The organism is Streptococcus mitis (genome assembly GCF_002005545.1).
In the GTDB taxonomy this organism is placed as follows: Bacteria; Bacillota; Bacilli; order Lactobacillales; family Streptococcaceae; genus Streptococcus; species Streptococcus mitis_I.
On sequence record NZ_LBMT01000001.1, the window covers coordinates 426,691 to 442,455 of the forward strand.

Annotated in this window: 11 protein-coding genes and 2 tRNA genes; 5 read left to right on the forward strand and 8 right to left on the reverse strand. The window is 35.6% G+C overall.

Going from position 1 to position 15,765, the window contains the following annotated elements; genetic code table 11:
• Positions 1-5 precede the first annotated feature (5 nt).
• The 3 genes from rodZ to yfmF are packed head-to-tail and all read right to left on the reverse strand — an operon-like array spanning position 6 to position 3,420.
• The gene (gene rodZ, locus QS39_RS02070) at positions 6-848 is read right to left on the reverse strand and encodes a cytoskeleton protein RodZ (protein WP_180374983.1); all 843 of its coding nucleotides are present in this window, start codon (positions 846-848) and stop codon (positions 6-8) included.
• 41 nt (positions 849-889) lie between these two features.
• Complete coding sequence (gene yfmH, locus QS39_RS02075) at positions 890-2,173, reverse strand: EF-P 5-aminopentanol modification-associated protein YfmH (RefSeq protein ID WP_077804496.1); 1,284 nt, start codon at positions 2,171-2,173, stop codon at positions 890-892.
• Positions 2,170-3,420: an EF-P 5-aminopentanol modification-associated protein YfmF gene (gene yfmF / locus QS39_RS02080; RefSeq protein WP_077804497.1), complete on the reverse strand. Its 1,251-nt coding sequence runs from the start codon at positions 3,418-3,420 to the stop codon at positions 2,170-2,172. Before yfmF ends, yfmH begins: the two co-directional genes overlap by 4 nt.
• 158 nt (positions 3,421-3,578) lie before the next feature.
• On the opposite strand from yfmF, the gene yaaA reads away from it, so the two are divergent.
• Both yaaA and recF read left to right on the forward strand, forming a co-directional pair.
• Positions 3,579-3,947 (forward strand): S4 domain-containing protein YaaA, encoded by a 369-nt coding sequence (yaaA, locus tag QS39_RS02085; RefSeq protein WP_077804498.1) that lies wholly within the window; start codon positions 3,579-3,581, stop codon positions 3,945-3,947.
• A 2-nt stretch (positions 3,948-3,949) separates the two neighbouring features.
• Positions 3,950-5,047, forward strand: a complete 1,098-nt coding sequence (gene recF, locus QS39_RS02090; protein WP_077804499.1) for a DNA replication/repair protein RecF — start codon at positions 3,950-3,952, stop codon at positions 5,045-5,047.
• Positions 5,048-5,097: 50 nt separating this feature from the next.
• Here the strand turns inward: recF and guaB are convergent, their stop codons facing one another.
• Together guaB and trpS are read right to left on the reverse strand one after the other, a co-directional pair.
• Positions 5,098-6,576, reverse strand: a complete 1,479-nt coding sequence (gene guaB, locus QS39_RS02095; RefSeq protein ID WP_000073420.1) for an IMP dehydrogenase — start codon at positions 6,574-6,576, stop codon at positions 5,098-5,100.
• A 151-nt stretch (positions 6,577-6,727) separates the two neighbouring features.
• Positions 6,728-7,753: a tryptophan--tRNA ligase gene (gene trpS / locus QS39_RS02100; RefSeq protein ID WP_077804500.1), complete on the reverse strand. Its 1,026-nt coding sequence runs from the start codon at positions 7,751-7,753 to the stop codon at positions 6,728-6,730.
• Between the two features lie 205 nt (positions 7,754-7,958).
• Between trpS and QS39_RS02105 the strand changes: the two genes are divergently transcribed.
• A complete protein-coding gene (locus tag QS39_RS02105) occupies positions 7,959-9,581 on the forward strand; it encodes an ATP-binding cassette domain-containing protein (protein ID WP_000958772.1) in 1,623 nt (540 codons plus the stop codon).
• A gap of 59 nt (positions 9,582-9,640) precedes the next feature.
• Complete coding sequence (locus QS39_RS02110) at positions 9,641-12,184, forward strand: YfhO family protein (protein ID WP_077804501.1); 2,544 nt, start codon at positions 9,641-9,643, stop codon at positions 12,182-12,184.
• A gap of 26 nt (positions 12,185-12,210) precedes the next feature.
• Here the strand turns inward: QS39_RS02110 and QS39_RS02115 are convergent, their stop codons facing one another.
• Positions 12,211-14,853 (reverse strand): YhgE/Pip domain-containing protein, encoded by a 2,643-nt coding sequence (locus tag QS39_RS02115; RefSeq protein ID WP_077804502.1) that lies wholly within the window; start codon positions 14,851-14,853, stop codon positions 12,211-12,213.
• Positions 14,854-14,980: 127 nt separating this feature from the next.
• On the opposite strand from QS39_RS02115, the gene QS39_RS02120 reads away from it, so the two are divergent.
• Positions 14,981-15,523 (forward strand): TetR/AcrR family transcriptional regulator, encoded by a 543-nt coding sequence (locus QS39_RS02120; RefSeq protein WP_077804503.1) that lies wholly within the window; start codon positions 14,981-14,983, stop codon positions 15,521-15,523.
• A 40-nt stretch (positions 15,524-15,563) separates the two neighbouring features.
• On the opposite strand, the gene QS39_RS02125 is transcribed toward QS39_RS02120, so the two are convergent.
• A tRNA-Asn gene (locus QS39_RS02125) sits at positions 15,564-15,637 on the reverse strand.
• Between the two features lie 5 nt (positions 15,638-15,642).
• Positions 15,643-15,714: transfer RNA gene (locus QS39_RS02130), tRNA-Glu, on the reverse strand.
• Positions 15,715-15,765 lie beyond the last annotated feature (51 nt).

Sequence of the window (15,765 nt, forward strand, 5' to 3'; positions counted from 1 at the left end):
TTTCCTTAATTTTTAGTAAAGGTTACAGTGATTTGTCCAGTCTGAGCTGTTAATTTCGATAAATCAACAGTCTGATTATCTACTGTCAAAGCAACACCTTTTACAACACCTAACGTAATTGTTACAGGACTTTTAGTTGCAACTGTTGCTTCTGCATTTTTCTTCTCTGGCGATAAGGTTACACCGCCCTCAAGTTCGCTTTCTGAAACGCTGATCCAACTTGTAACATCTGAAACTGCCAATTGCAATTTAACTGTTTCCTTACTTGTCTTATAAGCGATTTCTACATGATTTCCTTCGCCTGATACACTTATAGCTGATTCTATACTAGAAGAACTGCTAGATGAACTACTACTTGAGGAGTGGGGAACAGAGCTAGTTGAACTTATTGAACTTGTTGATTGAACCACACTGTAATTAGAAAGAGAAGGCCCCTCTGGTTGAGTTTGAATATAGTTCCAAACATAATAGGTCACAAAAATTAAAATCGATAAAGCAAAAAGGATAAAATAAAATAAAGGTAAAAAGGATGTTTTTTTCTTCTTTTTCTTACTTGAACGTCTACGACCTGTCAACTCATCTTCATCAACATCTACTTCCTCATAAGTAATCATACTCCCAGAATCATAAGCATCCAAAACAATTTGATCATCTAACTCAACAGCCCATGCATATTTTTTCAAGAAAGAACGCGTATAAAAAGGACTTGGAAGTTGATCGAAATCGTCTGCTTCCATTGCTTCCAACATATCTAACTGGATTTCTGTCTTTTTCTGCAATTCATCTAAACTCAATCCCTGATTGATTCTAGCTAATCGTAAAACCTCACCAATTGTTTTTTTCCTCATACTTGTCATCCCTTCTTTCTAGTGTCTATTATGATAGGTTACTACGATGGGAATATTGTAAAATCAACTATATCCCCTTCATCTATTAAGTGATGCCCTGCTTCAAGGACATCCTCTAAAGTAATTTCCTGTAAAATCTTTGGTAAATCAAAAATTGTCTCACCATGTTCAAAAGCATCATATTGCGTTGCAATAAATTCAAGAGAATTCATGCTGCTGAAAAATTCTCCAAACATCTCTCTTTTGATAATATCTAAATGATCCTCTGTAATATCTAAATCCTTTGTAAAATTACGAATGGCCTTCCTAAATTGATGAGATAAAGCAACTGGCTCTTTCGTATCCATTGTCAACATAACAAAATGAAAACGACTTGTTACTTCAATTTCAAGAGATAAGGAAGCATCTATTTTACCTGATTCATATAACTTTTGAAAACGATCCGAAGTCCAACCAAACATCATTGCAAATAATAATTTTAATAAAATATGATGTCGATAGCAATCCGCTTCAGCAACTTTTCGCTTACCTCTAATCCCAATCGCTAGTTTGGGAGAAGATACTTCCATTCTCATACTGTCTGTTTGCTTTACAGCCTGTAAAACAAATTTTTCTCTTACTACTTCCTGAACATCTAAATCTTTCAATTCTTTTCTTTCAAAATAGTCCTGTACTTGCTCCACATCAAAATTACCAACTAAAAACAGAGACATGTTTACAGGTTTGTAAAACTTTGTAAAATTTTCTTGCAATTTAGTTAGATTGATTTGGGAAATAGACTCCTCGCTTCCAACTATATCTGTTGATAAAGGTGTACCAGGATACAAATTCGCTAAGGTTGAAAAGAATAAACACGAATCTGGATCATCTTGATACATTTCTCGTTCTTGCTGGATAATATCCTGCTCTCTTAAAATGGAATCTTCAGTAAAATGTGCTGATGTTACCAATTCATCAAGTAACTCTAAATTTTCTAAAAAATGATCCGTTGCTGAAAAAAGATAACTTGTTTTTGTAAAGCTTGTAAAGGCATTACTATCTGCACCTAGACTCGTAAAAGCAGACATCAAATCACTAGAATCTTCTCTTTCAAATAATTTATGTTCAAGAAAATGAGCAATTCCTCCAGGATATTCTTTTACATCTCCGTCAACTTCTGTGACAAGCGTATCTACCGAACCAAACTGAACAGTGACACTCCCGTAAACCTCTTTAAATTCCTTTTTAGGCAAAAGAGCAACTGTCAATCCATTGGCCAAACGAGTTCGATAAACCATTTCTTTTACAGCTGGATAGTATTTTTCTTCAAAAACAACCTTTGTCATTCTATTCCTTCCATAAAGTAAATCACCTGTAGTTTCACATTATTAGCTGCTCTACAAATAGCATCTTTGTCAACTTGCTCGAGTTTTGCAATCCAACCTTTAAAGTCTGCTGAAGATTTTCCAAGTAAGGCATTTTGATAAGCACGTTCAATCAATGAAGATTGATTATCTTGAGAAAGTAACAAAGACCGACGAATCATTTCTTTGGTCTGCTCTAGCTCAAGCTCTGTAAAATATCCTTTTTTTAAATCAAGCAGTTGATTATTCATCATTTTTCGAGCCTGATTCCGATTTTCTCGATCAATACCAGCATACATCCTCAAGAATCCACTAAATAAATCAAGCTGACTTGAAATAGTATAAGCTAATCCAGCATTTTCACGGACATTTGTAAAGAGCTTAGAATGAGCAAATCCACCAAGTAAACCATTCATTACAATCATGGGTAAATGTTGCTCATCGCCATATTCAGAAGGGCAATGATAACCTAATTCTAAAATGGATTGTCCCACATTTTTCCGAACCATACCTTCCTGAAGGATATTGGAATAAGGTTGACAATACTGAACCTTCACATCTCCTTTTCGACCTTTAAAACCAAATGATTTTAATACATTTTGAATTTCAACCTCATTAAAATCACCTAGGAAAAAGAAATCTATTCGATCATTGGCCAAAAATTCTTGGAAACAAGAATAAGAACTTTGTGGAGTTTCAGCTAAAATACGATTTCGTAAACCACTATATTCCAATTGGAGACGTTGATCATGAAAAAATAATTTGTCTAATTCTTTATGTGCAAAATAAAAAGAATCATCCATATCAGCTGCTAAACTTGCTAGCAATTGCTTTTTCTCAATTTCAAATAAGGACGGATCAAATCCATTATCAACTACCACGGGTGAGAAAAGAGTCTCTTTTACTAGTTCCAAAACCTGAGAAGTTAGCATATTTTTCCTACTTAAAAACTCATCACGAACATAGGTAAATGTCAATTCTACAATGTGACTTTGCCCTCTTCTGAAACAATTGGTTGACATATCTGTACCGTATAGACTGGCCAAATGTCTTCTCAAATCTTGAGAAGTGGGGTACATCTGATTAGCAGTCTCTAGCATACTCGCACTCAACATGCGACCTGCAATCGTATCAAGAGATAATGGAGCGGTAAAACGCACGGTGATTTTGTTCGTTTTAAACTTCTTTGATTGGATAAAATGTGTTGAAATTCCATGCACTAACTCCATGATTTACCTCCTTATATACAGACTTCTATTATATCACGAAAACCTGAAATTTTCTTGTTCTCTGTAACACTTTTGAAATAAAAATCGCTTTCATTTCTCCTTATTTCTCTCACTATTTTTAGGAAAATATGGTATAATACCAAAGATTGAGGTGAATTATGGAATACAAATTATTTGAAGAATTTATTACCCTCCAAGCACTACTCAAAGAACTTGGAATTACACATAGCGGAGGAGCTATCAAATCATTTCTCTCTGATCATTCTGTTTATTTTAATGGGGAATTAGAGAGTCGTCGCGGTAAAAAACTTCGTATTGGTGATAAAGTTGACATCCCTGACATGGACATTGACATCTTGTTGACACAACCCACTTCTGAAGAACAAGATGAATACCAAGCTGATAAAGTTGAAAAAGAACGAATCGCTAAACTTGTTAAGGAGATGAATAAAGGAGTAAAAAAAGACAAATCAAAACCTACTTCATCACCCAAAAGCAAACAAGCTCCGCGATTCCCTGGTAGATAATCATGTGGCTACAACACCTATCTCTCAAAACTTTTCGTAACTACAAAGAGACAAAAATAGACTTTAATCCTAAATTAAATGTCTTTTTAGGGCGTAATGCACAAGGTAAAACAAATATGTTAGAGGCTATCTATTTTTTAGCCTTAACACGTAGTCATCGAACTCGAACCGATAAAAATCTCATTCATTTTGATGAGGAACAACTTCATCTTTCAGGTCTTGTTCAGAAAAAAACGGGATCTATTCCTCTCGAAATCGAACTAACACAAAAAGGTCGTGTGACAAAAGTTAATCACTTAAAACAGGCACGCCTTTCAGATTATGTGGGACGCATGAATGTTGTCTTATTTGCTCCTGAAGATTTACAACTAATTAAAGGATCACCTTCGGTTCGACGAAAATTTATTGATATGGAGCTTGGGCAAATTAAGCCCATCTATCTATCAGACTTAACCAATTATAACCATATTCTTAAGCAAAGAAACACTTATCTAAAATCAGCTCAAAAAATAGATGAAACCTTCCTTTCAGTCTTAGATGATCAGCTAGTTGATTATGGATGTCGTGTAATGAATCACCGCTTAGATTTCATAAAAAAACTAGAGCATTTTGGTCGTAAGAAACATTTTGAACTTTCTAATCAGATTGAAGAGCTGTCAATATCCTATCAATCTTCTGTAAAGATAACTGACAAGGAAGACTTATCAGAATCTTTCAAAATTGCTTTAGAAAAAAGTAGATCCAGAGATTTATTTAAAAAGAATACTGGTGTCGGTCCTCATCGAGATGACATTTCTTTTTATATAAATGGGATGGATGCTAGTTTCGGAAGTCAAGGCCAACATCGTAGTCTCGTCCTCTCGATAAAATTAGCAGAGATCGAGTTAATGGAAAGTATTACTACAGAATCTCCGATATTATTACTTGACGATGTTATGAGCGAACTTGACAACACTAGACAACTAAAATTATTAGAAACGATTTCTCATTCAATCCAAACCTTTATCACAACAACAAGCTTAGACCATCTTCAAAATCTGCCAGAAAATCTAAGTATCTTCACTATTCAGGATGGTAAAGTTTCTGTAAATTACAATTGACAACATTGTAAAAGAACTCCTGTTTTCGCAGGAGTTCTTTTGATTGTTTTTTACATAGAATAATTTGGTGCCTCATTAGTAATTTGTACATCATGAGGGTGGCTTTCTTTCAAACCAGCACCAGACATTTCAATAAATTGAGCATTATCGTGTAGTTCTTTAAGGTTAGCTGCACCACAGTAACCCATACCAGAGCGAATACCTCCAATCATTTGGAAGACAATATCAGCTGCAGCACCTTTATAAGCAACACGACCTTCAATTCCTTCTGGAACAAGTTTGTTTGCTTCATTAACAGAACCTTGGAAGTAACGATCGCTTGAACCTTTCTTCATAGCAGCAATTGATCCCATACCACGGTAAGTCTTAAACTTACGTCCTTGGAAGATTTCAGTTTCACCTGGTGCTTCGTCTGTTCCAGCAAACATTGATCCAAGCATAACTGCATTTCCACCTGCAGCAAGGGCTTTTACAATATCTCCAGAATACTTGATTCCACCGTCAGCAATGATCGTTTTACCATATTCACGCGCAACAGCTGCAGCATCATAGATAGCTGTTACTTGTGGAACACCAACACCAGCAATCACACGAGTAGTACAGATAGAACCTGGTCCAATCCCAACCTTGACAACATCTACACCTGCTTCATAAAGGGCACGTGCACCTTCAGCAGTAGCAATATTTCCAGCAATCAAAGTACGATCTGGGAAATGAGAACGAATCTCAGCAATTTTACGCAAGACACCTGCAGAATGACCATGCGCAGTATCAATAACAATCGCATCCGCTCCTGCCTCAAAAAGAGCTTCTGCACGTTCAAAAGTATCTGAAGTAACACCTACTGCACCTGCAACTAGAAGACGACCAAACTCATCTTTAGCAGCATTTGGGAACTCAATAACTTTTTCAATATCTTTGATAGTAATCAAACCAGAAAGACGGCCTTCTTCATCTACCAACGGAAGTTTTTCAATACGGTGTTCTTGAAGAATACTCTCAGCTGTTGCAAGGTCTGTACCCACAGGAGCAGTAACAAGATTTTCACTAGTCATATGGTTTGAGATTGGTTGGTTATAGTCTGAAATAAAACGAAGATCTCGGTTTGTCAAAATACCAACCAATTTACGATTTTCAAGTGTTTCAACAACTGGAACACCACTAATGCGGTAACGACCCATAAGCTCATCTGCTTCAGCAATTGTATGTTCAGGTGTCAAAAAGAACGGATCAATAATAACTCCATTTTCAGAACGTTTTACCTTACGAACCTCGTCTGCTTGTTGAGCAATTGACATGTTTTTATGGATAACTCCGAGACCGCCTGCACGAGCAATAGCAATGGCCATTTGACTCTCTGTAACTGTGTCCATGGCAGCGGTAATAATTGGGATATTTAAAGTCAGATTATCTGCCAATTTAGTTGTTAAATCTGCATCGTTAGGCAACACATGACTTTCAGCTGGAATAAGCAATACATCATCAAAGGTAAAACCTTTTTTCAAAAATTTAGTGTCCCAATTAGACATTCGAAGTTTCCTCTTTTCTTTCTTTTTGAGCTTGACTCTTTTTATATTGTATCTATCATACCATTCTATAAAAATTTGTCAAATGTTACAGGGGTAAATAAAAAACTATCTTTTCTTCGAGATAGAAATGATAGTTTCTTGTAAAATAAGCCTAGTTAAAGTAGTGAAGTCCCATTGCTCCTTTAACCTCAGATAGGGTTTGACCTGCAACTTCACGCGCTCTTTCACTACCTTTTTGAAGCATATTATAAACTTCTCCCATATCCTTAGCAAATTCAATACGGCGCTCACGAATAGGACCAAGTTCACGTTCTAATATTTCAAGTAGATAACGCTTGGTCTTCACATCACCAAGACCACCTCGTTGATAATGTTCTTTCATGTCAGCAATTTCTTGAGTATCTTCTGGACGACCAAAAACATCTAGATAATGGAAAACCATATTTCCTTCAATTTTACCTGGATCCTCAACGCGGATATGATCTGGATCTGTATACATACTCATCACTTTTTTACGCAAAGTATCCGCATCATCAGCTAAATAAATACCGTTATTGAGTGATTTAGACATTTTAGCATTTCCATCTAAACCAGGTAAACGCCCTGCTCTCTCATTTTCTGGATAAATACCTTCCGGTTCCACCAAGACATCACAATTATATGCATTGTTAAAAGAACGAACAATCTCACGAGTTTGCTCAATCATTGGTTTCTGATCTGTCCCAACAGGAACATAATTGGCCTTAAAGGCTGTGATGTCAGCTGCTTGAGCTATTGGATAGACCAAGAATCCTGTCGGAATGCTTTCTCCAAATCCTTTCTGAGCAATTTCTGTCTTGACAGTTGGATTGCGCTCCAAACGTGCTAATGAAACCAGATTCATATAATACATAGACAACTCAGCCAACTCTGGAATCTGGCTTTGAATAAAGATAGTTGATTTACTTGGATCCAATCCAACTGCAAGATAATCCAAAGCCACATTTCCGATAGACTCTACAATGGTTTGAGGATCTTTGGCATGATCTGTCAAGGCTTGTTGGTCAGCCAAGAACACAAACATATCATACTTATCCTCTTCCTGTAATAATACTCGATTTTTGAGACTTCCAACATAATGTCCAATATGCAATTTTCCTGTTGGACGGTCTCCTGTTAAAATAATGGGTTTAGTCATTTTATTCTCCTTCGATATAGTCCCTTCAATTATAGCATTTTTTTAATGAAATAACCGTAATTTATCAAAATAAATCAGCCTTGCTATTTACGGATTTGTGTAAAGTATGCTGTAAATGTAATTTACATAAAATTGACAGATAAAAATTTGAATATTTCCGTATTTTCTAGTAGAATAAATATATTACACATATAGGAGAAAAACATTGCTTACAGTATCTGATGTTTCACTACGTTTTAGTGATCGCAAACTTTTTGATGATGTCAATATCAAATTTACAGAAGGAAATACTTACGGATTAATCGGTGCTAATGGTGCCGGAAAATCAACCTTTTTAAAAATTTTAGCCGGAGATATCGAACCTACTACTGGTCACATCTCTCTTGGTCCAGATGAACGTCTCTCCGTTCTTCGTCAAAATCACTTTGACTATGAAGATGAACGTGCCATTGATGTCGTTATCATGGGAAATGAAAAACTTTATAGCATCATGAAAGAGAAAGATGCTATCTACATGAAGGAAGATTTCTCAGATGAGGATGGAGTGCGTGCTGCCGAACTCGAAGGAGAGTTTGCCGAGCTTGGAGGCTGGGAAGCAGAAAGCGAAGCCTCTCAACTACTTCAAAACCTAAACATTCCAGAAGAATTGCACTATCAAAACATGAGCGAATTGGCCAACGGTGAAAAAGTAAAAGTTCTCCTCGCCAAAGCACTTTTTGGTAAACCAGATGTTCTTCTCTTGGACGAGCCTACCAACGGTTTAGACATCCAATCTATTACTTGGTTAGAAGACTTCTTGATTGACTTTGATAACACCGTTATCGTAGTATCCCACGACCGTCACTTCTTAAACAAAGTATGTACTCACATGGCCGACCTTGACTTTGGAAAAATCAAACTCTATGTCGGAAACTACGACTTCTGGAAGGAATCTTCTGAGCTCGCTGCTAAATTGCTAGCAGACCGTAATGCTAAAGCAGAAGAAAAAATTAAACAATTGCAGGAATTCGTTGCTCGTTTCTCTGCTAATGCTTCTAAATCAAGGCAAGCAACATCACGTAAGAAAATGCTTGATAAGATTGAACTTGAAGAAATTGTACCATCTAGTCGTAAATATCCATTTATCAACTTTAAAGCAGAGCGTGAAATCGGTAATGATCTCTTGACAGTAGAAAATCTAACTGTAAAGATTGATGGTGAGACTATTTTAGATAATATCAGCTTTATCTTGCGTCCAGGTGATAAGACAGCGCTTATTGGACAAAATGACATCCAAACGACTGCATTAATTCGTGCAATCATGGGAGACATTGACTATGAAGGAACTGTCAAATGGGGAGTGACCACTAGTCAATCTTACCTGCCAAAAGATAACTCAGCTGATTTCGCAGGGGGAGAATCAATTCTTGACTGGTTGCGTCAATTCGCAAGTAAAGAAGAAGATGACAATACTTTCCTACGTGGCTTCCTCGGCCGTATGCTCTTCTCTGGAGATGAGGTTAACAAACCTGTCAACGTCTTGTCAGGGGGGGAAAAAGTTCGTGTCATGCTTTCAAAACTCATGCTCTTAAAATCAAATGTTCTTGTCCTCGATGATCCAACCAATCACTTGGACTTAGAATCTATCTCAAGCTTGAACGATGGATTGAAAAACTTTAAAGAATCAATCATCTTTGCCAGTCATGACCACGAGTTTATTCAAACTCTAGCTAACCATATCATTGTCTTGTCTAAAAATGGCGTCATTGACCGTATCGATGAAACCTATGATGAATTCCTAGAAAATGCAGAAGTACAAGCAAAAGTTAAAGAACTTTGGAAAGACTAAAAAAATTCAAAACTCAGTTGGGTTAACCAGCTGAGTTTTCTAACATTTTATGAGGTAACATGAAATTATTTTTTAAAACATATTGGACCTATTTTGTTTCTTTCATCATTCCCATAATCATTATGATAGGAGTATATCTATCTCAAGGTATCTACTGGAATAGCGATACATCTCCACTATTAGGAGATGGGTTTCATCAATACGTTATTTTTGATATAGCTCTAAGAAATATCCTACATGGAAATGGTAGTTTGTTCTACACCTTTACAAGTGGCCTCGGATTGAATTTCTATGCCCTATCTAGTTATTACTTGGGTAGTTTCCTTTCACCACTAGTTTACTTTTTTGATCTAACTAATATGCCAGATGCTGTCTATCTGACAACTCTCTTAAAATTTGGATTGATTGGTTTGTCAACTTACTTTAGTTTAAATAAATTATTTCAATCGATTCCTAAGCCTTTAAAACTAGCTTTATCTACTTCCTATGTTCTGATGAGTTTCACTGTCAGTCAATTAGAGATAAAAACCTGGCTAGATGTTTTTATCTTGATTCCTTTGATTATAACTGGTTTACAGCTACTGATAACTGAAAAGAAATTCCTATTGTACTTTACAAGTCTGTCAATCTTATTTATCCAAAACTATTATTTTGGCTATATGACAGCATTGTTTGTTATTTTCTGGTATCTCTGTCAAATTTCTTGGGACTTTAAGACTCGAAAATCATCTTTTCTTGATTTCATAATCACCTCCGTTTTAGCTGGTATGGCTAGTTTGATTCTGACTCTTCCTACTCTATTTGATTTACAGACACATGGAGAAAAATTAACTGAAGTTACAAAGTTTCAAACTGAAAGTAGCTGGTATCTTGATCTCTTTGCTAAGCAATTCATCGGTTCCTTTGACACAACAAAGTATGGGGCCATCCCAATGATTTTTGTTGGACTACTTCCCTTTATTTTGACCATTTTATTTTTTACGCTGAAATCTATTAAGTTTCACGTGAAACTTATCTATGCAATCTTCTTTACATTTCTAATTGCCAGCTTTTATATAGAAGCTCTTGATTTATTTTGGCAAGGTATGCATACTCCAAACATGTTTTTACATCGCTATGCTTGGATTTTCTCTACCTTGTTAATTTACACAGCAGCAGAAGTCTTAAAGCGTCTGAAAGAACTTAAAGTCTGGAATTTTTTAGTTTCGCTTTTTCTTCTAGTAACAGGATTTTTAGCTACCATCTATCTCAAATCACATTATTCTTTTTTAACAGATTTGAATATTCTGCTGACTCTTGAATTTTTGGTTGTCTATTCTCTTTTACTCCTTGCAGTTATCAAAAATTTTATCTCTGTGAATCTGTTTACCATTCTAATCTCTTTATTTATAATAGTTGAAATAAGCTTAAATTCTTCATCTCAAATGGACGGAATTGCTAAAGAATGGGGCTTTGCTTCTCGAAGTGCATATAATCGAGATATCCCAGCTATGGAATCTTTCTCAACATATATTGGAAATAAATTTACTCGTACTGAGAAACTAGAGACTCAGACAGGAAATGACAGTATGAAATTCAACTACAATGGAATATCTCAATTTTCATCTGTTCGAAATCGTTCAGCAAGCTCTACTTTGGATAAACTTGGGTTTAAATCCTCTGGGACTAATCTCAATCTCCGCTATGCAAATAATAGTATTTTGGCTGATAGTTTATTTGGTATCCAGTACAATATCTCAGACAGTCCTATTGATAAGTATGGTTTTAAAGATATCTATCAAAAAGATAATCTTACCCTATATGAAAATCAATACTCTCTTCCGATTGCATTTGCTAGTCAATCTGTTTACAATGATGTCAAGTTCAATGAACACACTTTGGATAATCAAGCCTCGTTTTTAAATCAACTTGCTAACGTCGATTTTGATTATTTTTCTCCAATCCCTTATGACAAAACAGAAAATACTAATGATTTGATTAGTGTTACAAGTTCTTCAAATGAGGATGCAGAAATCCAGTATCAAATTGAAGTGCCAGAAAACAGTCAAGTTTATCTTTCTTTCACAAACCTTCACTTTTCTAATGACAAACAAAAAAAGGTTGACATCCTTGTAAATGGGGAAAAGAAAACTTTTACAACTGATAATGTCTTCTCCTTCTTTAATCTAGGCTATACTAAAGAGAAAAAAACTTTCAATATTAATGTTAGTTTCCCTGGAAATTCACAGGTATCATTTGAATCTCCTACCTTCTATCGTTTAGATACCAAAACTTTTACCGAGGCAATTCAAAAAATTAAAGAACAACCTGTCACAGTATCAACTTCTAAAAACAAGGTCTTTGCTACATATGATGTCAAACAAGATACGTCGATTTTCTTCACCATTCCTTATGACAAAGGTTGGTCTGCCTACCAAGATGGTAAGAAAATAGAAATGAAACAAGCTCAAACTGGCTTTATGAAAGTTGACGTTCCTAAGGGAAAAGGAACTATTACACTTTCCTTTATTCCCAATGGTTTTATTACTGGAGCAATCTGTTCCTTTACTTCTCTTTTACTATTTGGAATCTATAATCACAAACGAAAATCATCTAAGACATAAAAAAATCGACCAGTTGGTCGATTTTTTTAATCTTCTTCCATTTTCTTAGGTTGATAGGCTAGCATACCTAAACAAATAAATAGTACTAATATAACGGCAAGGAAAATGACTTGATGATGAATATTTCCTGTCATAGAGATTGTTTGTCGTAATCCCGAAACTGAATAACTCATTGGTAACCAAGGATTAATGGCTCTAAAGAAATCATTTGTCAAAGCAAGTGGGTAAGTACCTGCACTTGATGCTAACTGTAATAAAAGCAAGATAAGAGAGAAGAAAGCTCCTATACGGCTATTCCATGTTGTTAAAGCGGTCACCATGGACATGAATACTAAACTTGTTAGGATAATGAGAATAAATGTTCTCATCTCATGATTAGCCGTTAGACCAATAAGATGAACTCCTCCATATACCAAAATTCCTGACAAAACAGCTATAATACCATTTATTTCAGTTCGAGATTTCAACCAAGCCCAACGACTCTCTGGATGACGTCCTGAAGGCAACTTCGCAAAGATCATATTCGTTGATATTGCTGCAACAAAGAGAGCAACTGATATCATATAAGGAGCCATTGCGATTCCATTTACAGGAACTTGGTCATTGTCTGTTTTGGAAAGATTGAGTGGATTTGACAAAATCTCTGCATTTTTAGATTCTGTTGATGCTGATTTAAGTTGATCACTAGCATTACTTAGTCCTTGTCCTAAAGAAACAACTCCTGTCTGTAAACCTTCCAATCCAGAAGTTAACTTTGTTCCACCTTCTGCAAGTTTCCCAGATCCATCTGCCAATTTATTAGCTCCACTTTCTAATTGAGAAGCACCTGAAATTAACTGACTAGATTTGTCAGCTAGTTGGCTAGAGCCTGACTGCAATTTATCAACTCCTGCTATCAATTCTTGACTCTTTTGATTCAATTGGTTAGAGCCAGTTGATAATTTTTCAATACCAGACACTAATTCTGGAGTTTTTTCAACTAATTGACCAACTCCTGCTGTCAAGTTAGAAGATTTTTGTGTCAAGGTGTTTGAGCCTGAAACTAGTTGATCCAAACTACCTGTCAAGGTGGCATTTTTTTCACTTAGTTGACTTGCGCCCTGAGAAACTTTATCAACACCTATAGTATATGCCTTTACACCTAATGCAATCGACTGACTGTCAGGAACTAATTTGCTAGTAACAGCTCCTTGTATCTCTGTTAATCCACTTGACAATCCTGTCAAAGAAGTAGAAGCAAGCGGTAATACTTGATTAGCTTGATTTTTTAAAATCGAAAGATTAGAAGATTGATTTTGTAAGTTTTCTAAACTTCCCTGTAAACCTTGTACTAAAGCTACAATTGACTGAGCCGATTGAATACTATCAGTCGAATTTTGAGATACAGAAGCACTTATTTCAGCTTGTTGCTCACTTGTCAATGATTGATAAGCTGCTGTCGATTGAATATTGGCTAATGTAGTTGCTTTTTCAGACTGAGCACTTGCTAACATTTGATTAGAAAGAGATACTATACTTGATAAAACAGAATCTAATTGTTTTGTATCTCCAACATCAATATTTTGAATAACTTGATTTAACCGATTCAGACCAGAAGATAATTGATTAATTTGATCTTTTTTCCCAGACGAAGCATATAACTTGCTAGAAAGTTGTTGAATCCCTTCACTTAATTGCTCCACCCCCATTCGAAGTGTAGCTGATTGATTGGATAGCTGATTAGCACCTATTGCAAGACTTCCCACTCCATTGGTGTAGGCACTAACACCAGATGAAAATTGATTAAGACCAGCATTAAGCTGAGAAACACCGCCAGTATAGGACTCTACACCAGTATATAACTGATTGATTCCCCTTACTAATTCAGGACTTTTAGAAGATAATTGACCTAATCCGCTATCTAATTGACTCACTGCACCAGTATATGTAACTAAACCACTATTAAAATTTCCTAAGCCAAGATGAAGTTGTTCGACACCAGAAACATAAGCAGATAATCCTTTAGTAAACTGCTCCGTTCCATTTGAAAATGTTAAACTTGAATCTGCTAAAGAGTGCAGGTTGGTAGTTAATGTTTGACTTCCTGTCACTAATTGATTCGCTCCATCAGTTAATTTTTCACTACCAGAAGCTGCTTGACTCATACCATCTTTTAATTCGACCATCTTGTTAAATAAAGCTTTAGTATAGGTCTCAGTTACATTGGTAGAAACATTCTGCTTCAATTGTGTCATCGCAGAATCGCTCATCTTGCTGGCAATAAAGCTATGACCACTTGAAGTCTGATAATCAATTTGCATTTGCTCTGGATGATCCGTTAAAATAGAAGCTGCTTTTTCAGATAAATCACTGGGTAAAGTCACTACCATATAGTAATCGCCATCTTCCAATCCCTTCTTTCCTTCATCTTCATCCACGAAATGAAAATCCAAGGTTTTATTTTCTTTTAAATTGGACACCATGTCTTTTCCTATAGACATGCTATTACCATTATAGGAAGCCTCTTTATCATTATTAACAACTGCCACAGGTAAGTCAGACAATTGCCCATATGGATCCCACATTGAGGACAAAAATATGATATTGTACAGAGCTGGAATAAGAGAAATCCCTATCATGACAATAATAAAGGTTGGTTTTTTAAAAATTGCTTTCCATTCTTTAAACATAGTTTCTCCTTTCTTAAACATATTGTCTAAAATTTTGATATAATAGATTATACAATAAAAAATCTAAATTACAAGATAAAAAATCTATTTTTAGACACATAGTCTAATTTGTTTACAAGGAGGAAATATGCAAGAAAGTAACAAACGCTTAAAAACAAAGCGAACTATTGAAAATGCTATGGTACAATTACTCATGGAACAACCATTTGATCAAATTTCTACTGTCAAGTTAGCAGAAAAAGCCGGAATTAGTCGTTCCAGCTTCTATACTCACTATAAGGATAAGTATGATATGATCGAGCACTATCAAATCAAGCTATTTCATACATTTGAATATATTTTTCAAAAACATGCTCATCACAAAAGAGATGCTATTTTAGAAGTATTTGAATATCTAGAGTCAGAACCACTTCTGGCTGCCCTTCTTTCTGAAAATGGGACCAAAGAAATCCAAAATTTCTTAAGAAATAAACTTCATATCATGCTCAGCACAGATTTACAAAAACGCTTTATGCAACTGAATCTCAATACCACTGAATTAGAATATAGTAGCATCTATCTAACTCATGCACTTTTTGGTGTCTGTCAAACTTGGATTGCACATGGAAAAAAAGAAAGTCCTCAAGAAATAACAGACTTCCTTATGAAGATGCTTGGTGATACAAATTGATACAAAAAGAGGAACACAACTGTGTTCCCTTTTATCTATACTCCGCCAGTAGGACTCGAACCTACGACATCATGATTAACAGTCATGCGCTACTACCAACTGAGCTATGGCGGATAAAATAGTCCGTACGGGATTCGAACCCGTGTTACCGCCGTGAAAAGGCGGTGTCTTAACCCCTTGACCAACGGACCTTCTATCTGTAGCAGATATAACCATTATATCAATTTCTTACTAATTGTCAA

Bases quoted from the DNA above. Each gene is read 5' to 3' on its own strand.
- trpS (WP_077804500.1), bottom strand. From the start codon at position 7,753: ATGACTAAACCCATTATTTTAACAGGAGACCGTCCAACAGGAAAATTG.
- rodZ (WP_180374983.1), bottom strand. From the start codon at position 848: ATGAGGAAAAAAACAATTGGTGAGGTTTTACGATTAGCTAGAATCAAT.
- recF (WP_077804499.1), top strand. From the start codon at position 3,950: ATGTGGCTACAACACCTATCTCTCAAAACTTTTCGTAACTACAAAGAG.
- QS39_RS02110 (WP_077804501.1), top strand. From the start codon at position 9,641: ATGAAATTATTTTTTAAAACATATTGGACCTATTTTGTTTCTTTCATC.
- yfmF (WP_077804497.1), bottom strand. From the start codon at position 3,420: ATGGAGTTAGTGCATGGAATTTCAACACATTTTATCCAATCAAAGAAG.
- yaaA (WP_077804498.1), top strand. From the start codon at position 3,579: ATGGAATACAAATTATTTGAAGAATTTATTACCCTCCAAGCACTACTC.
- QS39_RS02115 (WP_077804502.1), bottom strand. From the start codon at position 14,853: ATGTTTAAAGAATGGAAAGCAATTTTTAAAAAACCAACCTTTATTATT.
- QS39_RS02120 (WP_077804503.1), top strand. From the start codon at position 14,981: ATGCAAGAAAGTAACAAACGCTTAAAAACAAAGCGAACTATTGAAAAT.
- guaB (WP_000073420.1), bottom strand. From the start codon at position 6,576: ATGTCTAATTGGGACACTAAATTTTTGAAAAAAGGTTTTACCTTTGAT.
- yfmH (WP_077804496.1), bottom strand. From the start codon at position 2,173: ATGACAAAGGTTGTTTTTGAAGAAAAATACTATCCAGCTGTAAAAGAA.